The 25,520-nt window shown below is 62.6% G+C and carries 24 protein-coding genes; 10 read left to right on the top strand and 14 right to left on the bottom strand.

Annotation, left to right across the window (positions count from 1 at the left end):
- Positions 1 to 100: 100 nt before the first annotated feature.
- Entirely contained in the window at positions 101 to 1,003 is a 903-nt protein-coding gene (locus AC4D16_RS09825) for an aldo/keto reductase (RefSeq protein WP_490954853.1), read from the top strand.
- A gap of 25 nt (positions 1,004 to 1,028) precedes the next feature.
- On the opposite strand, the gene AC4D16_RS09820 is transcribed toward AC4D16_RS09825, so the two are convergent.
- The 4 genes from AC4D16_RS09820 to AC4D16_RS09805 all read right to left on the bottom strand — a co-directional run bounded on the left by AC4D16_RS09820 (position 1,029) and on the right by AC4D16_RS09805 (position 3,338).
- Positions 1,029 to 1,412 (bottom strand): type II toxin-antitoxin system VapC family toxin, encoded by a 384-nt coding sequence (locus AC4D16_RS09820; RefSeq protein ID WP_490954852.1) that lies wholly within the window; start codon positions 1,410 to 1,412, stop codon positions 1,029 to 1,031.
- The gene (locus AC4D16_RS09815; protein ID WP_490954851.1) at positions 1,409 to 1,630 is read right to left on the bottom strand and encodes a hypothetical protein; all 222 of its coding nucleotides are present in this window, start codon (positions 1,628 to 1,630) and stop codon (positions 1,409 to 1,411) included. Before AC4D16_RS09815 ends, AC4D16_RS09820 begins: the two co-directional genes overlap by 4 nt.
- A 66-nt stretch (positions 1,631 to 1,696) precedes the next feature.
- Positions 1,697 to 1,996 carry a hypothetical protein gene (locus AC4D16_RS09810; RefSeq protein WP_490954850.1) on the bottom strand — a complete coding sequence of 100 codons (300 nt, stop codon included), beginning with the start codon at positions 1,994 to 1,996 and terminating at the stop codon, positions 1,697 to 1,699.
- A 46-nt stretch (positions 1,997 to 2,042) separates the two neighbouring features.
- Positions 2,043 to 3,338 (bottom strand): GmrSD restriction endonuclease domain-containing protein, encoded by a 1,296-nt coding sequence (locus AC4D16_RS09805; protein WP_490954849.1) that lies wholly within the window; start codon positions 3,336 to 3,338, stop codon positions 2,043 to 2,045.
- A gap of 350 nt (positions 3,339 to 3,688) precedes the next feature.
- Here AC4D16_RS09805 and AC4D16_RS09800 point away from each other — a divergent pair, with 350 nt between their 5' ends.
- The 4 genes from AC4D16_RS09800 to AC4D16_RS09785 all read left to right on the top strand — a co-directional run bounded on the left by AC4D16_RS09800 (position 3,689) and on the right by AC4D16_RS09785 (position 6,516).
- On the top strand, positions 3,689 to 4,213 hold the full coding sequence (locus tag AC4D16_RS09800) for a DUF421 domain-containing protein (RefSeq protein WP_490954848.1): 525 nt from the start codon (positions 3,689 to 3,691) through the stop codon (positions 4,211 to 4,213).
- A gap of 6 nt (positions 4,214 to 4,219) precedes the next feature.
- Positions 4,220 to 4,948: an ion transporter gene (locus AC4D16_RS09795; RefSeq protein WP_490954847.1), complete on the top strand. Its 729-nt coding sequence runs from the start codon at positions 4,220 to 4,222 to the stop codon at positions 4,946 to 4,948.
- 133 nt (positions 4,949 to 5,081) lie between these two features.
- Positions 5,082 to 5,849, top strand: coding sequence for a VldE C-terminal domain-containing protein (locus AC4D16_RS09790; protein WP_490954846.1), 768 nt, complete (start codon positions 5,082 to 5,084; stop codon positions 5,847 to 5,849).
- 31 nt (positions 5,850 to 5,880) lie between these two features.
- On the top strand, positions 5,881 to 6,516 hold the full coding sequence (locus tag AC4D16_RS09785) for a nuclease-related domain-containing protein (RefSeq protein ID WP_490954845.1): 636 nt from the start codon (positions 5,881 to 5,883) through the stop codon (positions 6,514 to 6,516).
- A gap of 82 nt (positions 6,517 to 6,598) precedes the next feature.
- Here the strand turns inward: AC4D16_RS09785 and dhaK are convergent, their stop codons facing one another.
- The 4 genes from dhaK to AC4D16_RS09765 are packed head-to-tail and all read right to left on the bottom strand — an operon-like array spanning position 6,599 to position 9,943.
- Entirely contained in the window at positions 6,599 to 7,594 is a 996-nt protein-coding gene (dhaK, locus tag AC4D16_RS09780; protein ID WP_490954844.1) for a dihydroxyacetone kinase subunit DhaK, read from the bottom strand.
- Between the two features lie 50 nt (positions 7,595 to 7,644).
- Positions 7,645 to 8,277 carry a dihydroxyacetone kinase subunit DhaL gene (dhaL, locus tag AC4D16_RS09775; protein ID WP_490954843.1) on the bottom strand — a complete coding sequence of 211 codons (633 nt, stop codon included), beginning with the start codon at positions 8,275 to 8,277 and terminating at the stop codon, positions 7,645 to 7,647.
- Entirely contained in the window at positions 8,274 to 9,077 is an 804-nt protein-coding gene (locus tag AC4D16_RS09770) for an HAD-IA family hydrolase (RefSeq protein WP_490954842.1), read from the bottom strand. The genes dhaL and AC4D16_RS09770 overlap by 4 nt, the downstream gene beginning before the upstream one ends.
- Before the next feature lie 2 nt (positions 9,078 to 9,079).
- Positions 9,080 to 9,943, bottom strand: a complete 864-nt coding sequence (locus AC4D16_RS09765; protein WP_490954841.1) for a class II fructose-bisphosphate aldolase — start codon at positions 9,941 to 9,943, stop codon at positions 9,080 to 9,082.
- A gap of 195 nt (positions 9,944 to 10,138) precedes the next feature.
- Here AC4D16_RS09765 and AC4D16_RS09760 point away from each other — a divergent pair, with 195 nt between their 5' ends.
- Positions 10,139 to 10,558 (top strand): GlcG/HbpS family heme-binding protein, encoded by a 420-nt coding sequence (locus AC4D16_RS09760; RefSeq protein WP_490954840.1) that lies wholly within the window; start codon positions 10,139 to 10,141, stop codon positions 10,556 to 10,558.
- 42 nt (positions 10,559 to 10,600) lie between these two features.
- Here the strand turns inward: AC4D16_RS09760 and AC4D16_RS09755 are convergent, their stop codons facing one another.
- A complete protein-coding gene (locus AC4D16_RS09755; protein ID WP_490954839.1) occupies positions 10,601 to 11,080 on the bottom strand; it encodes an SRPBCC family protein in 480 nt (159 codons plus the stop codon).
- 568 nt (positions 11,081 to 11,648) lie between these two features.
- Here AC4D16_RS09755 and AC4D16_RS09750 point away from each other — a divergent pair.
- Both AC4D16_RS09750 and AC4D16_RS09745 read left to right on the top strand, forming a co-directional pair.
- Positions 11,649 to 11,882, top strand: a complete 234-nt coding sequence (locus AC4D16_RS09750) for a helix-turn-helix domain-containing protein (RefSeq protein ID WP_490954838.1) — start codon at positions 11,649 to 11,651, stop codon at positions 11,880 to 11,882.
- Between the two features lie 54 nt (positions 11,883 to 11,936).
- A complete protein-coding gene (locus AC4D16_RS09745) occupies positions 11,937 to 12,518 on the top strand; it encodes a helicase associated domain-containing protein (RefSeq protein ID WP_490954837.1) in 582 nt (193 codons plus the stop codon).
- Between the two features lie 14 nt (positions 12,519 to 12,532).
- On the opposite strand, the gene AC4D16_RS09740 is transcribed toward AC4D16_RS09745, so the two are convergent.
- From AC4D16_RS09740 to AC4D16_RS09725, 4 genes are all read right to left on the bottom strand, one after another.
- Positions 12,533 to 14,347 carry a hybrid sensor histidine kinase/response regulator transcription factor gene (locus AC4D16_RS09740; protein WP_490954836.1) on the bottom strand — a complete coding sequence of 605 codons (1,815 nt, stop codon included), beginning with the start codon at positions 14,345 to 14,347 and terminating at the stop codon, positions 12,533 to 12,535.
- A gap of 948 nt (positions 14,348 to 15,295) precedes the next feature.
- Positions 15,296 to 16,150, bottom strand: coding sequence for an alpha/beta fold hydrolase (locus AC4D16_RS09735; RefSeq protein WP_490954835.1), 855 nt, complete (start codon positions 16,148 to 16,150; stop codon positions 15,296 to 15,298).
- Positions 16,151 to 16,274: 124 nt separating this feature from the next.
- Positions 16,275 to 17,324, bottom strand: coding sequence for a caspase family protein (locus AC4D16_RS09730; protein ID WP_490954834.1), 1,050 nt, complete (start codon positions 17,322 to 17,324; stop codon positions 16,275 to 16,277).
- Entirely contained in the window at positions 17,321 to 18,991 is a 1,671-nt protein-coding gene (locus AC4D16_RS09725) for an AIPR family protein (protein WP_490954833.1), read from the bottom strand. The genes AC4D16_RS09730 and AC4D16_RS09725 overlap by 4 nt, the downstream gene beginning before the upstream one ends.
- 621 nt (positions 18,992 to 19,612) lie before the next feature.
- On the opposite strand from AC4D16_RS09725, the gene AC4D16_RS09720 reads away from it, so the two are divergent.
- Together AC4D16_RS09720 and AC4D16_RS09715 are read left to right on the top strand one after the other, a co-directional pair.
- A complete protein-coding gene (locus AC4D16_RS09720) occupies positions 19,613 to 21,265 on the top strand; it encodes an Eco57I restriction-modification methylase domain-containing protein (RefSeq protein ID WP_490954832.1) in 1,653 nt (550 codons plus the stop codon).
- A 1-nt stretch (position 21,266) separates the two neighbouring features.
- Complete coding sequence (locus AC4D16_RS09715; RefSeq protein ID WP_490954831.1) at positions 21,267 to 21,983, top strand: PaeR7I family type II restriction endonuclease; 717 nt, start codon at positions 21,267 to 21,269, stop codon at positions 21,981 to 21,983.
- A 442-nt stretch (positions 21,984 to 22,425) separates the two neighbouring features.
- On the opposite strand, the gene AC4D16_RS09710 is transcribed toward AC4D16_RS09715, so the two are convergent.
- Positions 22,426 to 25,518 (bottom strand): type I restriction endonuclease subunit R, encoded by a 3,093-nt coding sequence (locus AC4D16_RS09710; protein ID WP_490954830.1) that lies wholly within the window; start codon positions 25,516 to 25,518, stop codon positions 22,426 to 22,428.
- Between the last annotated feature and the right edge of the window lie 2 nt (positions 25,519 to 25,520).

The raw sequence follows: 25,520 nt of genomic DNA, 5'->3' as shown, positions 1-25,520 counted from the left end.
AGGCGTCAGCGGTTTCACCGGTGTTTCCCCTCCGTGAAGATCAGCACCCTGAGCGTTTCAGGCGACGGCGGGCGCTGGACCTCCCCGGTAGCCTGAGGCAATGAATGCCCTCGAAGACCTTCCCCCGTACATCTACGGGACCACCCGGTTGGGGCACGACGACGTCGCCCCCGCCCAGCAGGCACGCATGGCACGCACGGCGATCGACGCCGGGCTGTGGCTCCACACCTCCCGCCAGTACGATCACGCCCTCGAGGTCCTCGGCACCGCCTTCGCCGACAAGCCGTCGATGATCCCGCCGGTCATCGTGAAGCTGGGCGGCGGAACGGTCGACGACGTCCGTGCCACCGTCGCGGAGAACATCGAGCCGCTGGGCATCAGCTCGATCGACATCGGGCAGCTCACCGGCGCGGGTGCGTTCGCCGAGGACATGGTCTTAGGCGGTCAGACGCTGACCGACCTTGAGCTCATTCGCGACGAGGGCCTCGTGCGTCGCTTCGTCCTCGAGATCTTCCCGTGGACATCCGAGGCACCACTCGCCGCGCTGCGGGCCGGTCATCTGGACGGGTTGGTCGACGGCTACATCTTCTACCTGAACCCGCTGCAGCGCTTCGCGTCGAACGAGCTCTGGGACGAGCTGCTGGCGCAGGACAAAGCCATCATCTCGATGCGCACCGTCGCCGGAGCTCCTGTCCACACCCTCCGCGACGTTCCCGGCGCCGCATGGCAGCCCTATCGGCAGGAGCGCGCCATCGAGGTGGCTCCCGTGTTCGACCGGTCCGGCGTCGCCAGCTGGCCGGAGTTCTGCATGCGCTTCGCGCACAGCACGCCCGGAGTGGTGTCCACCGTCGGTTCGACGAGCCGCGAGGAGAACCTGAAGGAGTTGCTCGCCGTCAGTCGCGACATCCAGCCGCTCCCGCAGGACATCGTCGACGAGCTGTACGCACTGCAGCGCCGCTGGTCGGACGAGACGGACATCCACGCAGAGCCCTGGAGCATGTAGCGCTGCTCCGGTCTGGCACTGCCCCCTACGCGGGCACGACGGTGACGGGACAGCGGACACCTGGCGCGCCGCTGATTCGCCGGTCGGCCGTCACCAGGGAACAACCCAGTGCTTCCGCGAGCGCAACATACCCGGCGTCGTAGGCGGACAGGTTCGCCCGGAGTTCCCACATGCGCTCCAGCGCGCCTGCCAGCGGATGGCGAGTCAGCCCGAGATCGCGCCAGACGATCAGCGCGTTCAAGCCATCATCAGCAGTGATCCTGCGCGCGGAGACGAGTCGACGCAGACCGCTGACCACTTCGGAGTCGATGAGGTGCGGAACCTGAAGCGATTCGCTCGCGAGCAGATCGCGCGTCGGCCCGGCGTTCAGGAGTCCGGACAGCGCGGCTGACGCGTCGAGCACGATCATCGAGCATTGCGATCAGCGTCAAGCGATTCGACGATCGATGCAGCATCAACGCCGAGGTCGGGCAACGTCCACATGAGTGATGGGTTCAGAGCGCGGCGGGACACTGCTGACAACTCACGCACGGCAAGCGCGCTCAGCGACGACCCGTCGATGTCGGCGAGCTGTTGCAACCGTTCCACGACGTCGTCCGGCACATTTCGAAGATAGAGGGTCCTCATGTTGCACAATGCTAGCAATACGCAAGCACAGTGCAGTGCTGCGCCGGTCTGACCTCGGAAGTCTCCCTAACCTCCCATCGGGATGAACATCGCCCCGATGACGAAGACGACCAGAAGGATCGGCACCACCACGTAGAGCACGACGACCGAGATGTTCAGGATGAGCGCGAGCTTCCCCGTCCTCAGCGGAAGCTCCTTCCTCGTCGCTGCCGCCAAGACGATCCCCACGATTCCCGCGAAGAAGCTCAGAATCACGAGGAGTGGGAAGAACGGAATGCCGGTCTCCCTGATGAACAGGATCCACATTGCTGAGAACACGATGAAGAGCGCGTTGATGATGCCGATACTGAGAGCTGCTTTTCTCATGCCGCCTTCTCGAGGGTGGGTGTGAACAAGTTCTCCGGACGTGTCACTACTCGCAGCCCACGCCGTCGTCGTTCCCGTCGAACTTCGGCTGGAAGCCGGGGTCGCCCGGGTAGATCGGGGCGGCCCCGGCAGCACGGACCGCATCGCAGTTCTGATAGAACGGCGCCGGCCCTACAGGCGCTGGGGCGACCGGCGCGGGGGCGACCGGAACCGGGACGACGACAGGCTCGGGGACCACGGGCGCCGGGGCAGGAACGACGGGCACGACGACGGGCGCGGGGGCCGGCACCGCAGCCTCGTTGGTCGGCGCGGCCACGGACGGCGCCACCTGGTTCGTCGGCGCGAGGATGCCGTTGCAGTCAGACAGCACGCGCGCCATCGCATCGCGCTCGGCCTGCGTGACCCACAGCGCGTAGGTCGCCTTCACGGAGACCTGCCGCGCCACGTACTCACAGCGGTACCCCTTGTTCGGCGGCAGCCAGGTGGCGGCGTCACCCGCGCCCTTCTGCTGGTTCGTGGGCCCGTCGGTCGCCTGGAGGTTGAGCGGATCGTTCGCGAAGGCGACCCGCTGATCAGCGGTCAGCCGTTGCGCACCCTTCTGCCAGGCGTCGGACAGGGCGACGACGTGGTCGATCTGCACGTCGTCGCTCGTCGTCTGCCCGCGCTTGAACGCGATCGTGGTTCCCGTGTAGGGGTCGGCCAGCGTGCCCGACTGCACCTTGCACGGTACCGAGTTCGTGTGGACGATGTCCGCCAGGTCCCGGTTGAGCATGTCGTTGCGGGTGTCGCAGCCGTTGCGGTCCACGTCGAGCCACGCCTGCCCGAACTGCTGGCGGTCGTAGCCGGTCTTCGGCGCCCTGCCCTTGATGGGCAGCGTCTCCAGTAGGGCGAGCGCGGTGGTGTTCGCGGCCGGCTGGTCCGATGGCGCTGCCGGCGTTCCGGTGGCCTCGACGACGGCGTCGGCGTCGAGCGGGGCGACGTCCGACGTCGTCGGGCTGGGTGTGGGAGTTGCCGTGAGTGACGGTGACGGTGTTGCGGACCGCGTCGGCGAGGACGTGGGAGCGCTGGTGCTGGGGGCGCTCGTCCCTGCACGCCCGGTGGTCGGTGCAGTGGTCTGCTCCGCAACGGCCGTGGGCGCCGAGTCCGACGCCGGAGCGATGGCGCTTCCCAGCATCATGACGACGACGGCAGCGCCTGCCGTCATTGCCCCGGCCCGTCGTCCCCGGAGCTGCGCCCATGATGGCCTACTGGTGAGGAGTGTGTACATGCCGGTGAAGAACGCGAAGATCGCGGCCATGACCAGTGCGCCGCTCAACCCGTTGCTGATGAGCCCGATGACCACGAGGAAGAGGGCAAGGCCGGCGGTGATGGCCGTGAGGAGGCGGACCTTCGGCCGGAAAGTCGTAGGTCTTGAGGGCTGAGACGGGCCCGGTGATGCGGTGATGGGATCCCCCAGAGATCGTTGACGCGATGACGTGCCGAGCGCAGCTTATCGGTGCGCGGGCGAGGCAGCCGCCCACACTCGGCCCGCCGTCAACCGGCAGGCGGAAGCGGCTACCGGCGCCGCAGCATCAGTAAGGTGGACGCGAGCCTCAGTGAAGGAGACCACGATGATGAGCTCTTGCACGATGTCCGGCATCTGCTTCCCGGGCCCTGACACCACGCCTGACGTCGGTACGGACAGAGGCGACCATGTGGTTTGACTCCTGGGCGGACATCCTCCGGGTCCTGATCGTGGGCGCGGTGTCCTACGCCACCCTGATCGGCCTCCTGCGAATTTCGGGGAAGAGGACGCTGAGCCAACTCAATGCCTTCGACTTCATCATCACCGTCGCTCTGGGCTCCACCCTCGCGACCATCCTCCTCAGTTCCGACGTCGCCTACGCCGAAGGGGTCGCCGCACTGGTTCTCCTCGCAGGGCTGCAGTTCGCCGTCGCCTGGGTGTCCGGCCGCCGGCCGGGAGCACGCAACGCGATCACTGCGAAGCCCACAGCCCTCGTCGTCGACGGCCGCCTGCAGCACGGCGAGCTCCGCCGCAACCGGCTCACCGAGTCCGAGGTGCTGCAGGCCGTCCGCAGTACCGGCACGGGCGATCTGTCCTCGGTCGCCGCCGTCGTCCTGGAGACCAACGGCACCCTCAGCGTCATCCCCACGGAGGCACTGGGGAGCGGCTCCGCCATGAGCGGCATCATCGGCTACCCCCGCGACGACGACTGACCAGCGATGACCGACATCGAAGGCGCGGAGGTACCGCCGGAGACCGCGCTGCGCCGGGCCGAGGCCGTGGCCGCCCGGCTGGACAAGCCGATGGGCATCCTCGGCGTCATCTTCCTCTTCGTGGTGCTCGGCCAGCTACTGGCCACCAGCCCCGGGATGATCCTGTTCTTCACCATCCTGGGCTGGGTCTTCTGGGCGGTGTTCGTCGCCGAGTTCCTGCTGCGCGCGTACATCGCGGGCTTCAGCCGGGCGTTCTGGAAGAAGAGCTGGTGGCAGGTCGTCTTCCTCCTGGTGCCCTTCCTGCGCTTCTTCCGGGCGTTGCAGGCGCTGCGGGTCGTCCGCCTGGCCCGATTCGCCCGCTTCGGCGGCATCATCTCCGCGGGTGTGCGCGGATCGCGCTCGGCCGGACGGCTTCTCTCGAGCCGCATCGGATGGCTGGCGGCCGTGACCGCCGTCGTCATCCTGGCCTCCAGCCAACTGCTGTACGCGACGGGCACGCACACCTCCTACGCGGACGCCCTCTTCGAATCGGCGATGGCCACCATCACCGGCACAGGGATCACCCCGACCACCCCCTTCGCGCGCGTCCTCCAGGTACTGCTCGCCGTCTACTCGGTCGCCGTCTTCGCCACCCTCGCAGGATCACTCGGCGCTTTCTTCCTGCGCGGCGCAGCCTCGCCTTCCCCGTCGTCCGACGATCCCGCCATGGAACTACCTCCGCGTCCCGTCGATTAACCTTCTGGGTGCTGTCCTGTTCCGATCGTGAGCCAGCGCCCGACGACGACGGAAGGTTCGGCCGACATGAGCACGGTGCGCACAGCACGAGCGAGCAGGCGTCCGACGGCGCGTGTCATGGCAGGCGCCGCCCGTGCCCAGTAGCACCGCTGTCCGCCGCCGACGACGTTCGGCCGGCGTCCTACTCGGGCTCGTGGTGGTCGGCGCCCTCTGCGCGGTGCTCGCGTTCGTCGGCCCCGGCCTCATCAGCGGTGTGCGCTCCGGCGCCGGCCCGTTGCTCGGCACCTCCGACTGCACCGTCGAGACGGCGGACGGGACAATCGGGCTCGACCGCGAGGAGGCCCAGCTGGCGACGACGGCGGTCGCGCTGCAGGCGCGCGGCCTGGCCTCACCCGACACGGCGGGGATCGACGACGCCGTCCTGCAGGCGCTCACCACCGGACCGGCGGACGACGCCGGGCCCGTGCTGCGGTGCGAGGGAACCGCTGCCGACGGGCTGCCGCAGGAGGAGTTGACCGCGACAGGGCTCACGCCGCGCGCGGAAGGCGTGCGCACGGCGATGACCGAGGTCTTCGGCGAGCAGAGCCTCGGCGGCTTCGAGCCCGGCGGCGTGGGCCAGGGCCACGGCGGCGAGTCGACGCACTACGACGGCCGCGCGGTGGACGTGTTCTTCCGGCCGGTCAGCGAGGACAACCGGCGTTCAGGCTGGATGGTCGCCCACTGGTTGGTGGCCCACGCCGACGAGCTGAATATCCAATACGTGATCTTCGACGACCGCTTCTGGAGCTCCCGCAACTCCCGCGGGAGCTGGCAGAATTACGACGCGCCTCAGCCTGCGAACGAGATCCTGCGGCACCTCGACCACGTGCACGTGGACGTGCTGCGGGGCGGCGACCTCTGAGTCACACGCACTACTCGTTGGTGGAGGAATCATGAGGTTGATCGCGTCGAGCGAGAACGTCGACGCCCGGAGTCACGCCGAACGTAGGGTCGCCGGATCGCTCCGGGACATCCGTTCCGATGACGGTGTGGCCTTCCATTCGGTCCCCCTTCCTCGACACCGCAAGAAGGTGATGGGTGAGGTGGACTTCGTGGTCCTGTGGAAGGGTGCGGTCCTGGTCCTGGAGGTCAAGGGAGGACAGATCGGGCAGGCCGGTGACGGTGTCTGGTACTCGACGGACCGGGGAGGCCATGACCATGCGATGCGGCGCAGCCCGTGGGATCAAGCCGGAGACGCCACTTTCGCGCTCTTGGAGATCCTCACCCGTCTGTCGGACGACGCCGGGTGGCCGTTCGCGTTCGCCGTCGTGACCCCTGACCAGCCTCAAGCTGCGGATCCGGAGTGGGATCCGCAACAGCACATCGGGTCGGAACGGATGACCCCGGCCGGGTTGAAGCACGCTCTGGACGAAATGGCCCGACTGGCCTGCCCCTTACCAGAAGACCCCGACCACCCCCGACGCTTGGATGTGGGTCCGATGGAGAACCTCTCGGCGGTCTTCACGCTCCTGTGTCGCGAGGTCGACGCCATGCGGACCGGCCCGCAGACCGAGAGCGCGCGCCCCTGATCGAAGCCCCTCGAACTCGAGCAGCACAGAGAGGCGGGCCGGGCACCCGAAGGTGACCGGCCCGCCGTCGTGTGTGATGAACCTAGAACGTGCGGATGGGGATCTCCGCTGGGTCCGCGAGCAGCGACTCGATCTCGTCGTCGAGCTTCACCAGCGTGATGGACGCGCCGGCCATGTCCAGGGACGTGCAGTACTCCCCCACATAGTTGCGGCTCACCGTGATGCCCTGCTCCGCGAGACGCTTGTGCGCCTGCCCGTACAACAGGTACAGCTCGCTGATCGGGGTGCCGCCGAGGCCGTTCACCATGAGGGCCACGCGGTCGCCGCTCTCGAACGGCAGGTCCTTGACCACCGGGGCCAGGAGCTCCTCGACGATCTCGTTGGCCGACATCATCTTCGCCCGACGACGCCCCGGCTCACCGTGGATGCCCACGCCCATCTCGATCTCGTCCTCGCCCAGCTCGAACAGCGGGCTGCCCTTCGCCGGCGGCGTGCACGCGGTCAGCGCGACGCCCATGGTGCGGGTCACGGAGTTGACCTTCTCGCCGATCCGGATGACCTCGTCGAGATCCGCACCGCGCTCGGCGGCAGCGGCCACGGCCTTGATGACGAAGAAGTTACCCGCCACGCCGCGGCGGCCGATCGTGTAGGTCGAGTCCTCCACGGAGACGTCGTCGTTGATGAAGAGCGTCTTCACCTCGATGCCCTCGGCGGAGGACATCTCCTGCGCCATCTCGAACACCATCTTGTCGCCGGTGTAGTTGTTGACCAGCAGCAGCACGCCCTTCGGCGACGCCATGAGCTTGGTCGTCTCGTACACGTAGTCGAAAGGCGGGGCGGCGAAGACGTCACCCGGGCAGGCGGCGTCGAGCATGCCCTTGCCCACGATCATCACGTGCGCGGGCTCATGCCCCGACCCGGAGCCCTGCACGATCGATACCTTGTTCTGGTCCGGACCGTCGGCGCGCATGATCAGGTTGTACTCGGGCACGTACTTCAGGGTGTCCGGGTTCGCGAGCGCCAGGCCCTCGAGCATCTCGGGGACGAACTGCTGCGGATTATTGACGAACTTCTTCATGGGTTCTCCACTTCGTTGTGAGTCGGGATGAATGGGGACGGGAGGAAGAATCAGGGCCAGTCGGCCACGATGCGCTCGGCGATGATGGCCACGGCCACCGCCCCGGCGTCGGGCGAACCGATGCTGCGCTCCCCGCTGTAGCTGGCGCGGCCGCGGCGGGCCTCCATGGTCGACGTCGCATCCGCGCACTCGCGGATCTTTGCCGCGAACGCTGCCCGGCAGTCCGACGGCGAGGCGCCGGCCGCAAGCTGCCGTTCGAGTTCGTCGGTCGCGGGGATGAGGGCGTCGAGCAGGGTCTTGTCGCCGAGGTCGGCATTGCCGCGGGCCTTGATGCCGTCGGTGGCTCCGCGCAGCATGGCGACGACGGCGGTGCCGTCGATCGTGTACACCGTCTTCGCGGCGGCGGATGCCCTCAGGAACGCCGTGCCCCACAGCGGTCCGGACGTGCCGCCGATCCTGCTGGAGATCGCGATGGCGATCTGCTGGAGGAACGTGGCGACGTCGTCGCGCTTGAACGAGTCCCAGTCCGCAAGGACCTTCTCGAAGCCGCGGGCCAGGGAGTAGCCGAGGTCGCCGTCGCCCACCACGGCGTCGACGTCGCCGAACTCCTTCTCCTTCTCGACGGCGGTCTTCGCCAGCGAGTGGACGGTGAACTCGACGTCGGCGAGGTCGGTGGCGCTCATGGTGTCTCCGTTTCGTGAGTCGGTGCGAGAGGGGCCGGCTGGGCCAGCAGATCGAGCAGGGTGGCGAGCGTGACGGTCCCGGACGGCGTGACGCCCACAGGGCTTGCGAGCACCTCGGCGTCCTCGCCGGGATCCCCGAGGGAGCTGACCACGAGGGACGCCCCCGTGAAGTCCTCCTCGCGCGTGAACCCGCTGACCGTCACCACGGTGCGGAGCCCGGCGCCGACCGCGGCGCGGAGCCCGTTGCTGCTGTCCTCGACGACGATCGCATCGTCCGGGGACACCCCCAGCTCGGAGAGCGCCAGCAGGTAGATGTCCGGTGCGGGTTTCTTCGCGGGCACCACGTCCCCGGCGAACACCGAGAACTGCGCCGCGAGGGAGGGCCCGACGGCGTGCGTCAGGACCGCGCGCACCGCGGGCTCCGCGGAGGTGGAGGCGACGGCGAGGGTCCACCCGGCGTCGTGCGCCTCCTGCACGATCCGCGCGATGCCGGGCCGGGCCGGCATGACGCCGCTCTCCACGAGCTCCGTGTAGACGGACGTCTTCCGCTTGTGCCAGGCGAGGATCGCGGCGTCGACCGCGGCGTCGTCGTTCAGTCCGAGCGACGCGGTCAGAGACGGCGTGAGGATGCTCCGCATCCGCTCCTTCCCGCCGCCGATCTTCACTTTCTCCGCGTACTCCTCGACGCTCCATTGCGCGGGCACGTCGAAGTCCGTGAAGGTCTGGTTGAAGGCGGGGAGGTGACCGTACTGTTCGGTGTCGGCGAGCACGCCGTCGCAGTCGAAGATGAGGGCCGGCATGGTCAGCGGCCGCCCTTGCCCGCGCTGCCGAACTGGGCGCAGAGGTCGGTGACCATCGCAACGGTGTCCGCCCGCGTGTGCTTGAACAGCGACGGCGGATCCCATTTGTTGTTCTGCTCGGCCTGCTTGAGGAACGCGAGGCTGGACTGCATGTACTGCTCCTTGAGGGCCGTGGAGATGTTGACCTTCGCGCAGCCGCGGGCTATGAGGTCGGCGAACTGCTCGGGGCTCAGGCCGCTGCCGCCGTGCAGGGCGATGGGCAGGTTGCGTGCCTCGACGATCTGCGTGACGCGGTCGACGTCGAGCACCGGCGCGGCCTTGTAGCTGCCGTGGGCGTTGCCGATCGAGGGGGCGAAGACGTCGATCCCGGTGGCGTCGATGAACGCGAGCGCCACCTCGAGGCTCTGCTGCTTGGACACCTCGTCGGACCCGTGATCGTCCTCGACGCCGGTGATGGCCTCGATCTCGCCCTCCACCTGCGCACCGTAGCTGCGGGCCTCGGCGACGACGTCGATGGTCTGCCGCTGGTTCTCCTCCACCGGCAGCTCGGAGGCGTCGAACAGCACCGAGTTCCAGCCGGCCTTCAGGCATTCGGTGACCACCGCGCGGTCGGGGCAGTGGTCCAGGTGCAGGGTGACGGGCACCTCGATGCCGCGCGTCATGGACTGCCACATGTCGAACAGCACCCGCGAGCCGACGGAGCGCACGGTCTTCACAGAGGTCTGCAGGATCACCGGGGAGTTGGCCTCCACGGCTCCGGCGAGTACGCCCTCCATGGTGAGGTCGTTGAAGATGTTGATGGCGGGCACCCCGTAGCGGGCCTGGAAGGCCGGCTCCACGATGTCCTTCAGCGGTACGACGCCCATGGCGATGACTCCTTACGTAGGCTGCTCCCCACGCTAGGGGCACGCCGCCCGCGCCGGAATGGGTGTAACCCCTCCCTCCCCTCTGGGGGTAATCACCACCTCGCCAGGGCGCGCCGCCGGGTGGTTGAGTGGGGCGCGGCCGGCCCGGCCGCTCTCTACCCCTCCTGAACGAACTTCGACGACGAAGGACACCCCATGCCCCAGGGATCAGTGCTCGAGACCATCACCTCCGAGGAAGCCCGCCGCGTGATCGACGCCGCCGCGGCGAAGGCCACGGAGATCGGCCAGCCGATGGACATCGCCGTGGTGGACGCCGGCGGCAACCTGAAGGCGCACCTGCGGATGGACGGCGCGAACATCGGCAGCATCACCATCTCGATCAACAAGGCCTACACGTCCATCGCGTTCCAGTGCGAGACCGGCGACCTGCAGGGCGTCACCCGTCAGGACGGCCCCATCTACGGGCTGAGCGATGCGCACGGCGGACGTCTCGCGGTGTTCCCTGGCGGCATCCCGCTCGTGCGCAACGGCAGCATCATGGGCGCCATCGGCGTCTCCACCGGCACCATCGAGCAGGACCAGGAAGTGGCGACGGCGGGCGTCGCCGCCTACTGAGACGGCTGGTGAGAGTTCAATCGAGAACGCACGACGACGGCGCTACGTGCCGGCCTCGGCGATCCGCTTGATCGCGGCGAGCGTCCTCGGGATGCCCTCGTGGGCGAGCCGGGTTCGGTCGGCGATCTGGGCGGGGGCATCATCCCCGAACTTCTCCGCGAAGAAGGCGATGCCTTCCGGCAGGAAGTCCCACGATTCGGTGACGACAGTTTCCGTTCCCACCGGGGCCAGCGTGTAGCCCCAGCGCACCCTGTCACCGCCGACCAACCACGCGAACTCGCGTCCGCGGTCGGCGGCGACCACCTGCGATCGGGTCTCCCACGTACGGTTGGGAAGTACGTTGCGTCCGGTGAACCAGGCACCGAGCTGGCCTGCCTCGGCGGCGTCCTCCCACCAGCACTGCGTGCAGACCGGGCTCCACTCGCCAGTGCGGGTGACGTCCGCGACGAGGTCGTAGACGCTCTCTACCGACGCCTCGATGGCGATTGATTCCTCGTGATGCAGGGCTGCTGGCTGGCTCATGCGCCCATTGTCACAGAGGGCCTCCCGGACCCACCGCTTCCGGGCCGCGCCCTGCCGAGTCAGAGCATGCTGCGGTTAGGTTGGGCGGCACTCGCCTGACCTGCCCCAAAATTTATGCGAGATTGCGACCTAGTCCGCCAGCTGACGGCTTCACCAATAGTTGCCACCGAGTTGACCCGGTCAGATGATGCTTGCGATGAGGAGCCATCACTCACCGTACTCAAGCGGCGACACCGCATCTCGCCACACCTAGCCCCACCTGCACGAATCGGCATGCGGGTCGCGGAATCGGCCCTATTAACTGTCGACGTTCACGCAATCGCGTGCGCCTGCATCCTTACAGCCTGCGTCGGGTATCGCACCCACGCATACACCCCGCGTGGCTGGTCGAAGTTCCTCGGCGGCTTCTGTCGTAGCTGCTACTCGGCCGCCGTCAGGAGCATCGGCTCTTCGCGCATAACCCACTCCCCGATCCACTCGTTCATCAAGCAGCCGGAGTGCTCGGCGTACCGCTTGTTCTGACTCATGCAGTGCAGGGTAGGAGCCCCGCTGAACATATGATCGGCCCATGACCGAGCAACCCCGCTTCATGACCCCAGTCGACGTCGCTAAGGAGCTGGCGGTGAGCCAGTCTCAGATGTACGCGATTCTGAAGTCTGGCGCGCTACCCGCAATCCAGGTCGGCGGCCGCGGCCAGTGGCGGATCGAGCGGTCAAAGCTCGAGGAGTACATTGGCCGCCTCTACGAGCAATCGGAAAAGCAGCGGTCGAGGCTAACTCCGGAAGACCTTTCCGCCGAGTAGATGGAGGACGAGGAAGAGTGGGGCCCGTGCCGGTCGCACGAGGAGTGGCTCCTCATGTACGAGCGCGGTCTGACCCCTAAGCGGATTGCGAAGCTTTGCAGGGTCGAGACCCGGGCAGTACGCCGGGTAGCAGAGAGAGCAGACCGCAAAGACGAGTCGTTCTTCCAGCGGCGGCGCGTCGTGCACAACCAACCATCGCTTCCGCGGGTCCGCCCCCTTCTTACGTGGCAGCAGCGCTACGACAACCTCCAGTGGTTCATCGACACCGTCGGACGCTTCCCGACACAAACAGGGCGGGTATGGGAACGAATGTGCCACCACTTCCTCTACGTGCAGCGTCACAAGCACCACGCCAAAGCACTTACCGCTGAGCAGGTCTGTCTCCTCGACACGCTGGGCGACTGGTACGTCGCCCCTCGTGCTGAGGACCACTGGCAGCAGCGACTCGAAGCGTACCTGCGCTTCATCAGGGAGCACGGGCGTCAGCCGCGGGTGGAGTCGGAGAAAGGCAGCGAGGAGCGGTCGCTAAAGGTCTGGGTGTGGTCGCAGCGAAGGCGCTTGGTCAACGGAACGATGCCGACCGAGCAGGTTGCGGTGCTCGACGCGAGCATCCCACGCTGGCGACCTAGGGTCTGAAACAGCGCATCCTGCTACAGAGTCACCAGCATGGTGCGATTTCGGGCGCCGGTCTTCCGGAGCATCGACCCCACGTGTTTCTCCACGGTCTTCACTGAGATCCCGAGCCGCGTGGCGATCTGCTTGTCTGCTAGGCCCTCGGCGAGCAGATCGCGCACCTCAAGTTCGCGGGCCGTCAGATGAGCGGCCGTCGGTTCCTGCTCGAAGGTGTGCCGGGTCCCGGTGAGCTGGCTGAACATAGCGCCGTCCAGCAGGGCGTCTCCTCGGGCGGCGGCGACGACAACGCGCGCCACCTCCGAAGGCGTCGAGGACAGCGAGATGAAACCCCGTACGCCCAACGACGCCGCGGCCGCCAACTGCTCATGCGTGGGGCTGTCAACCACGGCGACAATGGGCCGCTCGACTTTGTCTCCGCTTGAGTTCCTCGCGTCCGCGTGCTGACTCAGCATTTGCTCGTCGAGGATGATCATGTCCGGCTGCAACAACGACACCGCCTCGGTGAGGTCTCCCAGCGTGTCTAGTTCACCGAGAACCTGGACCGACGGCTCGGACGTTTCGAGCATCCGCACGAGTCCGGCTCGAATAAGCGGCTGCGTGCAGGCGACGAGAACCTTCCAGCGTTCCCGAGACCCGTCGCCGTTAGAGGAATAGGGAACCTCCGCGCGGATGCTGGTGCCCCAGCCCAGCGTCGAGTCGACGTGCAGTTCGCCGCGAAGGTAATGGGCGCGGGCGGCCATGCCGTGCAGGCCGAGTCGGGTCTTGCCGCTATCGGTATCGCTCAGCGTCGCACCGCGGTCGAAACCGCGGCCGTTGTCCTCGATGACGGCCGCCATGGCGGTGGCGTCGTAGAAGATGCCGACCCGACAGGTGGTGGCGCGCGCGTGGGCGACGACGTTCGCGACCGCCTCCTGCGTCAGCATGAACAGCTGGTGCGCGACGACTGGCGCCAGCTCGTGCTGCTCCCCGGTAACGAGGAGCGTGAAGTCGATGGGATAGCTGGTGCCCACTCGGTCGAGCTCTTGCCGGACCGCGTCCTCGAGGGAACTACCGGCGAGGCTCGCGGGCGCGAGGCCGAGCACCGTGCGGCGGGTTTCAAAGAGAGCTTCGTGGGCGAGCACGCGGGCGGAGTCGATGTGCTGGATCGAGGGTGAACCGCCCGGGGTCGCCTTGTCCGCCCGATCGAGGTGCAACAGGAGCGAACCGAGGGACCGGCCGATGGTCTCGTGAACGCCCTGCACGGCCCGTTCCCGTTCACCGGCGACGGCAGCTTCGCGCGCCTTTTCAGCGGCGGCCTGGTGTAGACGGGAGTTCATAATGGCAATGGCGGCGTGGTTGGCGAACAGCTCGACCAGAGACGCGTCAGCCGCGGTGAACATGCGGCCGGGTCCGCTGCTGAATATGGCGAAGGTCCCGATGATGCCGCCATCCCAGGCAATGGGGACACCGATGACGGCGCTCCCCCAGCGTGGGTCAGTGGGACCAATATGCCCGATGGCCACAGATGCGTAGCGGTCAAGGATCACCGTTCCACGGGTGGCGACGATCTGTCCGGTAAGACCCTCCGTCAATGGGAAGGTCTGGCCCTGATGGCAGCTGACGCCCTGGTCAACTTCCTTGCGGTAGTGGCCCTCCGTCTCGTGCACGATAGAGATGGAGCCGCTCTCACAGTCCAAGAGCGCGACGGCGTGCCCGAGCACGCGCTCGAGGAGTGGTACCAGCTCGAACCGTCCGGCGAGGTCGCCAGCGAGCTCGGTGATGCGGTCGAGCTCCGACGGCGGGGCGTGGTTCCCGTAGTTATGGGTCTGGTGTGGCGTGGGAAGCTGCGGCATGCATGGCACCTGTCTCCTGCAACCCGGCGCGACACTGCGCTCGGACCTTCAGAATAGCGGGCCGCCCAGTGCCAGCAATTTGTACAGCAAACGGGGTGCGACGAAGACGACCGCCAGGTGCTCCTACCTCGCCGCCAATCTGCCACAGCATCACATAGCCAGCAACACAGCGCCCCACCGCGATCAGCCCTGACAGTGAAGTCGACTTGCGGCTCGCAAGAACGGACCGCGAACTGCGGTGATGTCCCGAGCGACTGCGTGCGCCTACATCCTGACAATTAGCGTTAGATAGCTTCCCAGGCGTACCTGCGACTTGGTAATCGAGATTTCTCCGCTCCGGCTCGGCCGTCGCCAGGAGGATCAGCTCCTTGCGCATGACCCACTTCCGACCCGCTCCCTATCGAGCAGCCGTAACGCTCGATGAACCGCCTATTCTGACCTGCGCGTTGCAGGTCAGAAGCGCCTGCTAACGTATGATCTGGCCACGACCGAGCAGCCCCAATTCCTCACACCCCTCGGGATCGCGAAGGAGCTCTCGTGAACCGATGGCAAATGTACGCGATCGTCAAGTAGCGGGCTAAGTTTAGGAAATTCCGAGCGCCCAAGCAGCGTTGCTCGATGAAAGCATCTCGGGTTGGGTAACCCCAAGGTTGACGAGAAGTAGGGCTCAGCCCGTTCTTCTTTTGATCAACTCACTTCCGCCATTTTGGCTCACAGCTGCGGGCCGCGTGCCAATCCGTGAAAAACGCTTTCACAACCAGATGCTGTATCTCGAGTCCCCGGCCGCTCGGCAGGTGGCGGTCGACTCTCCTGACGGCTAGCCCTTGAGCTCATGAAGCATGCTAAAGAAAACTTCACGTTTAACCCTGACTCTGACTCCCACTCTTGGCGAATCTGCGGCAGACATACCAGATGCACTACCGCCTTCTTCCGAGACACAGCTCACGACTAATGGTCGCTACGCAAAGCATCAAGTACTGCGCGGCCCGTGATCCTCTTGGACAGATAGCGAGTCACTGAGTGCGAATCACTACCATTACTCACCTCGAAATCATCAACCTGGGGCCAGACAGCAGAAACCCCACCTGCGGCAGCGACTGGATCGACTTTGTCGAAAATATTAATCCAACTAGCCAGATTACCCGGCAAACAATTCCCCCGCGGACTTATGCCGAACCTCATCCGGCTCGATACCGTTCGCATCGACAATGGGGAACCTAATGTGATTAATCTTTCGACCTTGCAATCGGCGTTCAGCGCTAACGTTTCATACGCGACAACCGAACCCAGGGAGTGCCCAATTAGAACGTCGCAACCAGATCCGATGCTGTCGAGCAACCTACCGCGTATATTAGCAGCCAGCGTATCATCTGCGAGGTACCGACGAACCTGCCTCAGTTCACTGATAAGAGCGGTGATCCACCAGAGGTCGAACTGACTACTCATGCGCTGAGTCAAGGGCAGAAGTGCCGTCGGAATCGCAACTTGACCTTTCGTCTTTATTGAGCTGCAAAGCGAGATTTCCGTCAACGCCCTAACCAAGAATTCCTCTTCCTCCGGGGAAACCTGACTGTAATCTGGTAACTCAGGTCCTCTACGTCCTCTAAACGCAGGTACTCCTTGGTCAGCTTCAGACAGGAATAGATCTCCATAAAAAGCCAACTTCAGATCCGGCCCGCTCACGATTTCTTCTGCTATAGCGGCCAGTCTCAGACCGTCCTCGAACGCATCGAGCCATTTGGTCCTCAACTGAGCACGACCCAGCTGTTCCTGACCAACGCCATGTATGCCAACTACAGTCAAGCCGTCCGCCTTCGCTCGGTGATTACTCACATAGCCCTATCAAAGGTCTAACTTGGCCACTAAATCGACCGCATTCGAATACAGTTCCAGTTCCGAGCCACCTCTGCCTCCCATGATTCGGTATTCAATCTTCGATAGCGTACTCATCCAATAGATCGGAGTCATCTGAAAGCATCTTGTAGAGATTAAGTCGAGCTTCCGCCTGGACGGAGAAACTAACTTGTTCATCTGACATCACGAGTAATCCATGCCCGATCAAACGATTTAGGGCACTTCGCACATCACCATCCAGATTCGCGAAGAAGTCGGTTGTCGGCAGGGTGTCCCGCGCCGCGATAAAAAGCAAATCATTTTTTAGCGCGCCTGGTTGCTGTTGTGGCGTAACGTGTCTAAGCGCCACGCCACTAGCCATGTGACTCTTCAGCACCGAAGGACCGTTTTTGTAGGTCCGATCATGGCGGTTCTCGTCGACAAAACGATGCAAATCTGCGATACCGACTCGACCGTTCGAATTCGCTGCCCCTCCTTCTAACCCCGCTGCTAGTAGACGCGTGAACTGGCCCCACCCTCCCGCCAAAGCATCCTCTGCTGCCAATCGATCTGGTCCGCATGCTGCTAGAACTGAAACATTCGGGGGTAGAATTATAAAATCGCTGAAGAAAGCATTAGAAAACGAGTTCGCTCGACCCGCGAAGCAGCAATCTAGGATAAGGGTCAGCGAGCTGAAGCGTTTCGCATGCTCCACCGCCTGGCGAATGAGTAGATCAAACGGCACCCCACCGAGGTTTAGGTTCTGTGCCAAATCTGGCGTCACGAGCTGTAAATCACCAGAAACGCCCACCTGTCCGTGACCGCTGAAGTAGAAGACAAGATCCCTATCGGAGCGTTCTTCATCTTCAGCATACGAATCTCGCGGATTTCTTGGATCGCTCTTCTCATTCATCGGGTCGAAATATTCATCAACCAGCAGCTTATTGAATTCATCAAGTAGACTATCAGCGGTAAAGTTCTGGTTCTCTCTCTTAGGGAATATTTCAACGGTAAAGTTTGCAGAACCGTCGACATTGGTCTGCAATAACTTCGCCATGTTTTGCGCATCACTGTGCGCATGACTCAGCCGCAGTTCCGCAGGATACTCATTAATCCCAATGCAAAGGGCTTTTCGGTTGGTCATTTATTAAATTCACCGACCGGGATATGCCGCTGAAGATCGAACTTCATCTGAGTGAGTTTCTTCGTGCTCTTAAAATCGACCTTGAAATTATCGCCTTCTGCATCCAGCAAAAGCTTTTCTCTACGTTGGGTTAAGAATGCGCACACTTGAGTGGCTATTCTAATCAAGTCTGCATCTAATTGACCCTGTCGAACCGCGCGCATATTTGGGTCGAACAACACATCCGACCCACTCCTCGAAGCACGTAGTAGTTGACCGCATAGATACACCGAAGTGAGCGCGGCCAAGCTCCAGGACTTTCTGTATGCCTCAGGGTAATCGCTCCTGACAGATTCGACTGACGCCCTAATCTTCAAAGCAAGTGCAATGTGTGCGGCGCCGATCTCCTCCGTGAAAATTCGCTCGTAAGCTCCGGTCTGGAAGAGAACCTGTCGCTTAACCGCCAACGCGGGCTCCTCCAGATACAGACCGCAAAGCCACTGCGCAGCGTCATCATTACGTATAGTCTTACCCCCAGAAATCAGGTTAGCATCGGGGCGAAGAACATAATCGTAGCTGGAGAGAGCCAGCTCTCTCTTCAACTCAAGTTGCCTGTCATCAAGAGCGCGAAGATTTCGAGTCGTTACCGGGTTTTGAGTATTGCTTCTAATAGCGATCTGCGCAGCTTCATCTTTGTCGCGCCCCGCTGCAACAAATTTCACTACTACTTCAAGTTGCGAGTCTATCCGCTCCCTATTCTCGTATAGCGCAATGAGCGATTGTGCTCCGTTGACTACTGACAGACCCTCCACTACAAAGTGATCCGCCTCGTCGCGTATTTCGTTGCATACGACCGTCAGACCGTTATGACTCGCAAGGAAGTCACTATTGTCGGCCGCTCTTACGGCCGTGTCCAGTGACTTACGGACTCGATTCATACCTAGCCCAAAACGAACGTTGAGGTCAAACAAACGTCGATCTTCGATACCATCCCAGCACACGAGATCCGTCCCAGCCATCGGTACGATGAGCACCGGAGCTTTCCCCTTTGGCACGTATATCCAACCTCCGGGCTTCTTGACTATGTCAATCTCAGCCTCAATAGTGCCCGGCTCGGTGATCGCGCGCGCGAACGATCGCATCCTAGAGATGTCGAGGATATCGAGTGAGAAAGGTTTTTTCGCCGCTTCTCGAAGTCGCGATTCCGACGCACCCGAGATCTGCCCAGGCGTCACGACCACGATGTTCCAATCGACGTCGTCGGCTGACGCAAGCTCGAACTCGCCTTCTAATAAGATTCGCCTAGTGCGTTTGTTGGACCTACGGAGAGCGTCGAGCAGAATGGAAGCGTTCTCCGTCACCGTCGACAATTTTGCAACTATCTCGGATATATCTTTCGGGCTAACACGGATGTTGATTTCGCTTTCTACGAAGATCAAAATATTGAATATCGGAACGCCTCCTTGCGAGGCCGCAACAAATCCGTCTAAAAGTAGTCTCGCATCACCAAGTCGAACAGCAGCTGGCGGCGTGAATACGTATTCGAAACTGTCCTCGCGATCGACGTAGTAACGGTTACGAATCACCCATAAACAGAACCGCTCTCTGGTGTCTGTCACGCCGTCGATGCTCTCAATTGCGGCAAGGTCCTGTTGAAGGCTTGTTTGACCAATACTATTAATATTCACCGATCAGGCTTCCTATCTGCTGAGGTTTCCTAGCGGAACGGGGCAGGCGGCGCAGTTTCAGGACCTTCGAATGTGCGCTTTTAATTTCCGCTCGGTTGACTCCTGAAATTTGAATATTCAAACTTCCGAATCGTCACGAACGACCGTGAAGTACCAAACAATTTTGCTTACTGACAAACTACACCGATGAACGTTGTACTAATAGTATGAAATACTATTAAGTCCCAGTTCACACGATTTGCAGCCGACATAGACGGTGCCTCATCCTGCTTGGCCCTGTCGGCCTGAGCTAGGGATCATCGTAGGGTACTTGCTATCCAACGCGGAGTCGTCGGGTGACGGGCCTCCCGAAGAGTGGTTGGAACCTACGCACCCACTGCGCCGATCCCACCTACAGTGCCCCGACACTCAACGAGGCTCGCCTTAGAACGACGCAACGTCTCCCCCTTATACGCGAGCGATTGCGGGTGCAGCGCTTGTTGGCTCGTTCACCCGTCGGAAGCCTCCAGTGCAAGCACTCGATCGAGCCGCAACAGGGTATTCCGAGCAGAGTGGGTCAGCTTCGCGGAATCATCCGATATCCTCGATGAGTCCCACTAAGCGAGGCATGGAGAACAGTAGATGGCTGTCGCAAACAGCGGCGAGATCGAATACGGTGATGTTTTCACGCGCCGCTGGGTTGTAGAGGCGATTTTGGACCTGGTGGGATACACACCTGATCGAGATCTGGCCTGCATGACCCTTGTAGAACCCTCCATCGGATCTGGCGCATTTCTCATACCCGTCGTGGAGCGACTACTGAAGTCGGCCAATGCTTATGGTGCTGATCTCGACCAGCTCGGCGCGGCGATCTTCGGGCTTGACCTGCAACGCCAGCACGTCGAGACCTGTCATATTCGCGTGCTTGAGCTACTCCGTGCTGCTGGCGCCACGAAGGAGCAGGCAACGGCGCTCGCTCACAGTTGGCTTCACACCGGCGACTTCTTGCTGGACAGAATCCCGAAAAATGTAGATTTCGTTGTCGGGAATCCTCCGTATATTCGAACGGAGGACCTTGATGACCTAGTGGAAATGGAATACCGCCGACGCTGGCAGACGATGCGTGGCCGTGCAGATATTTATGTAGGGTTCTATGAGAGGGGCCTCGGGGTGCTTGCACCCGGTGGACGACTTGGCTTTATATGCGCGGACCGCTGGATGCGCAACGCTTACGGGAGGCATTTACGCGGTTATGTCATTTCGGGCTACTGCGTGGAGTCGGTCTGGCAGATGCATGACGTCGACGCTTTCGAAGCAGAAGTGTCAGCTTATCCTGCAATCACCATAATTTCTAATTCCTCACAGGGGAATGTCACGTTCATCGATACCACCAGTTCATTCGATTCGAAATCTGCTCGCGAAGCATTGTCGTTTGTCGAAGGAAATCATGATGAGGGCGCAGGTAGCGGGTGGGAGGCGACGCGCCTACCTAGCTGGTTCGAGACTTCAGACTTTTGGCCAGCGGGGTCACCGCGAACCATCAAGTTACTCGAGCGGCTGCAGGAGAGCTTTCCAACGCTGGAAGCAGACGGCACAACGCGAATCAGTATTGGGGTGGCAACCGGAGCCGATAAGGCATACATAATGCGTCGGCATTCCGACATAGACGTCGAAGAGGATCGTCTGTTGCCCATTGTCATGTCCGATGACATTCGGGCAGGCTATCTCAAGACTCCAACTCACGTCCTGCTGAATCCGTGGGGTGACGACGGAAAACTGGTGGATTTGGCGGTCTATCCGAGGTTAGCTGCAACTCTCGGGTCTCACGAAGCCGTCACCAAGCGATTCGTAGCGAAGAAGTATCCTGCAACATGGTATCGAACGATCGATAAGGTATATCCCGGATTAGCGGCGAAGCCGAAACTCTTACTACAGGATATGAAAGCGCAAATCACACCGGTCTTAGAGCCAGGCGGCTACTACCCGCACCATAATCTTTATTACGTTACTTCCACGTCCTGGGACATGGAGGTACTGGGAGGAATATTGTTATCTAGGATTGCCGAGGCCTTCATCAGCGCATATGGAGTGAAAATGCGCGGAGGCACTTTACGGTTCCAAGCGCAGTATCTACGAAAGATTACTGTGCCGATGCCAGACAGCATCCCTGCTGATGTCGCGGACAGACTTCGGAAAGCATTCCGTGAAAGTGATCGAAACGCGGCCACGCGTGCGGCGGAGGAAGCGTACGGGCTTATGCCTGGCGAAAGCGATATCTCCTGGAGGGCAAACTGATATGGAAGAGCAGAGTGCTGTACTTGAACTGCTGACGGACTTTTGGATGGAGAAGTACGAAGCCGACAGGCTAGCTGCCGCATCAGGAAAAAAGGGGTCGGGCGCTCAGTCGCGCAACGCCCGCCACATGCGCAAACTCGCGAGTTTTGTCCGGCAAATGTTCCTCGACGCCGGTCTCGACGATCACGAGGTTCAGATCGACAGAGCAATACCTGGGTATTATCGGAGATCGAAGAACTGGGACGTAGTCGCCACTCACAAAGGACACCTCGTTGGTGTCGTCGAGCTCAAGTCGCAAGTGGGCAGCGAAGGCAACAATGGAAATAATCGGATCGAGGAAGCACTAGGCAACGCGTTCGACGCCGGAACGGCGCAAGACCTAAACCAGGCCTTCGGCTCCTTGCCCGTGTGGCGAGCATTTTGCATCATATTCGGCTCCGATCCAAGTCTCGCGAAGCCAGTCGGCACGCGCGGCACACCAGTATTCCGCACCGATCCAGTATTCGATGGCATGAGGTATGTCGATCAGTGGGCGATCGCGGTGGAACGTTTCATCCTTACAGGCGCTTACAACGCTGGGTGGATGGCGGTTACTTGGGTGGACGAAGCCGAGAACGTTGACTTTGCCGAGCTGGTGCCTACTGCGACAATTGAAACCCTGCAAATGCAAATCCAAGCGCGCGTTCTATTCGCTAAGGAATCACTTCGTCGCGTATAACAGCGCCTAGTCTGAAATAGACACGAGGACCCTGACGTCGTCGCATACCGCCCAGTAGCTTCGTCCGCCCGTGTAGGTGAGCAGGCCGCTTCGTACGTTCTCGCACACCAGCTCCGGGTCGTGGGCCAGCGGGTCGCCTCAGCCCCTCATCGCTCCAAGTAGCGAACTGGAGGACGTCGTCCATGACGACGGCGACGTCGTGCACCTTTGGTCGTGCACCTTAGGTCGTGCACCTTTGGTCGTGCACCTTAAGTCGTGCACCTTAAGTCGTGCACCTTAAGTCGTGCACCTTAAGTCGTGCACCTTAGACGGCATCATCGACCGGGTGCCTTGCGCGTGGTGCCACGCGCCGGGCTCGCCGCCCTTCACACCTCACCGGTAGCTGAGCCAGCCGTCGTCGTAGGTCGCGACGGTGCCCGCCTCCCAAAGCGGTACGCCAGAACTAAGCGACGTCGTCGCCGCGGAACTGCTCGTACATGCCCATGGTCCGCAGCACCTCGATGAAGCCGGGCAGTTTGTCCGTGGTGAGGAGCCAACCGATGCCCTTGGCGTGCTGCTCGCCGGCTTCAATGATGGTGTCCTCGACGGTGCTGAGAATTTTAGGCGAGGAGTAGAAGTCGACCTTGCCGTTGGCCTGCGCCTGGCCGCGCAATGTTTCGTTCTCGAGGGCCTTCTTCAGGACCGTCTCTGCCACAGAGAGTTGATCCGCGTCGGACAGTCCGGAGCCCTCGAAAAATCCGTTGACCTGCTCGATGATCTCGGCCCACCTCAGCTTGTCGGCGTCATGGACCATCCCGGACCCGGGTTGCTTCATCGGCTCGAGCTGTTCAGGATCGCCCTCGGCGAGGCGCAGATCTGCCTTCTGCTGCTTCTGCAGCTTGTAGTGCGTCATCACCACCTCGGACAGGTCGATGGTCTCCCGGTCCTGGTTATCTGCGCGAATCACGCGGATGAGCAGCCGGTAGAAGATCGACCGCTTTTCCAGATCGGTGTCCTGGTAGTCGATGATCTGCGAGAGGAAGTCGTAAGCCCTGATGAAGGTGCCGAGGTCCTTTCGGAAAATCTCGAGGGCATCCTGCGCCGACGTGTCCTGGGCCTCGACGGCGGCCCGGTAGCGCGCACGGAAGATCGACCGCGCGGGGGCTACGGACGCTGTGAGCTCCTCATGGCTCGTCCTGCCGATCCACACCTGCACGGCACGTTCGACGTCGCTTTGGTCATAGATCCCGGCGCCGTCGAGCTTGGCCTGCAGGTCGTGGACAATATCCGGGTCCGTGACCCTGGAGAGCTCGGCCGTGGTGTGGTACTGGCGGAACGCGGCAAGGATCTCGTCCGGGTCGTTCACGAAGTCCAGCACGAAGGTCTGGTCCTTGCCGGTCGTCACCCGATTCAGTCGAGAGAGGGTCTGGACAGCAGAGATTCCGGACAACCTCTTGTCCACATACATCGCGACCAGGAGTGGCTGGTCGAACCCCGTCTGGAACTTGTTGGCCACCAGCATGATCTGAAACTCATCGGTGGCGAATGCCTTCGGCAGTTCGCGACCCTTCAGGCCGGGGTTCATGGTGATCTCGGTAAAAGCTGACGGCCCCGAGTCCGGATCCGTCACCTCGCCGGAGAACGCTACGAGGGCCGCGAGGTCCTTGTACCCCTTCTCGGCGATGTACTTGTCGATGGCGAGCTTGTAGCGGACGGCCTCCTTCCGTGACCCCGTGACCACCATGGCCTTCGCTCGGCCTGCCAGGTGGTGGCGTACGTTCGAGCGGAAGTGCTCGACGACGATCGCGACCTTCTGCGTGATGTTGTACGGATGTAGTTTGACCCACCGCATCAGCTGCTTCACGGCCTCGGACTTCTCGACGACGGCGTTGTCGGCTTCGTAGTCCACCCCGTTGTGCGCCAGCTTGAACGCGAGCTTGTACGGCGTGTAGTTCTTCAGGACATCGAGGATGAAGCCTTCCTCGATGGCCTGCTGCATCGAGAAGACGTGGAAAGCCTGCGGCATGCCGGCGTCGTCCTTGCGTCCGAACAGCTCGAGAGTCTTTGCCTTCGGCGTCGCGGTAAAGGCAAAAAACGAGATGTTGCGGCTTTCGGCACGGTTGGTCATCTCTGCAGCGAGAACGTCCTCGACGTCGACGTCGTCGTCCGCTTCCCCGGTTCCCGCGCCGACGGAGGTGAGAACCTTCTTCAGGGTCTTGGCGGTCTCGCCGGACTGGGAGCTGTGCGCCTCGTCCGCAATAATTGCGTACTTGCGCCCGGCGAGGCCGGTGTCCTTCTCGATCGCGTCCAGCGCGAAGGGAAAGGTCTGCAGCGTCACGCCGATAATCTGTCTGCCGGCCAGGAGTGCTTCGGACAGCGCAGCTGACTTGGATCCACCGGTCGAGATGATGGCCTCGAAGACGCCCTGCGTCTTCTCCAGCTGCTGCACCGCGTCGCGGAGTTGGCCGTCAAGGACTTTGCGGTCGCTGATGACGATCACCGAATCGAAGACCTTTGCTCCGGACGCGGTGTGAAGGGCATTGAGCCGGTGCGCGGCCCAAGCGATGGAGTTGGTCTTGCCCGAGCCTGCCGAGTGTTGAATCAGGTACCGCTGGCCGGGGCCCTCGGCGGCTGCGGTCTCGGCGAGCTGGTTCACGGCCTCCCACTGGTGGAAGCGCGGGAAGAGCAGGGACTTGTCGATCGTCGTCTTGCCGGCAATCGGGTCGGTCCTCCTGTTCACCTGCAGGTGCATGAACTTGCCCAGGATGGTCAGCCAGGAATCACGCTGCAGCACCCGCTCCCAGAGGTAGCTGGTGGTCGAGCCGTGCGGGTTGACGGGATTGCCCCTGTGCCCGTGGTTGCCCATATTGAAGGGTAGGAACCGGGTCTGTGCGCCCTGCAGGTGGGTGGTCATGAACGCTTCGCTGTTGGAGACGGCGAAGTGCACCAGCGCGCGGTGCCCGAAGGACAGCAGCGGTTCGACGCGTCGGGTCGCCGGGTCGACGGGCATGCGGGCGGTCCTGTACTGCTCGACGGCGTCCTGCACCGTCTGTGTGAAGTCGGTCTTGAGCTCCATGGTGGCCACGGGCAGACCGTTGACGAAGAACACCAGGTCGATGCTGTTCTGGTTGCCGGAGGAGTAATAGACCTGCCGCATAACGCGCAGGCGGACCTTCGAGTAGTCGTCGACCGTTTTCGGGTTGAGATTGTCCGCCGGCTTGAACTGACACATGGAGAACGACGACGGCGTCACCTTGAAGCCGCTGCGCAGCACCGCGAGGGTTCCGCCGCCATTCTCCAGAGGAGTGTCGAGGACCTTGACCATGCGTTCGAGGATGCGCCTAAAGGCCTTGTCCTGAACCGCCTGATCTTCGCTCGGGTTGACGATCTTCCGCAGCTGTTCGGGCTGGGTTTCGACGAGCCAGGCGCTGACGTCATCAGGGTAGAGAGCGAGCTCCTTGTCGTAGCCCGTGCCATTCTGCGAGTACAGCCAGCCGTGTGCGGCGAGGTACTCGCAGATTTCCCGCTCGAACTCGTTCTCATTGTAGATCGCCATCC

This window comes from Arthrobacter sp. TJ-236 (genome assembly GCF_058269235.1).
Note: the sequence above shows the minus strand (reverse complement) of the source record. Positions and strands in the feature narration are given on the sequence as shown.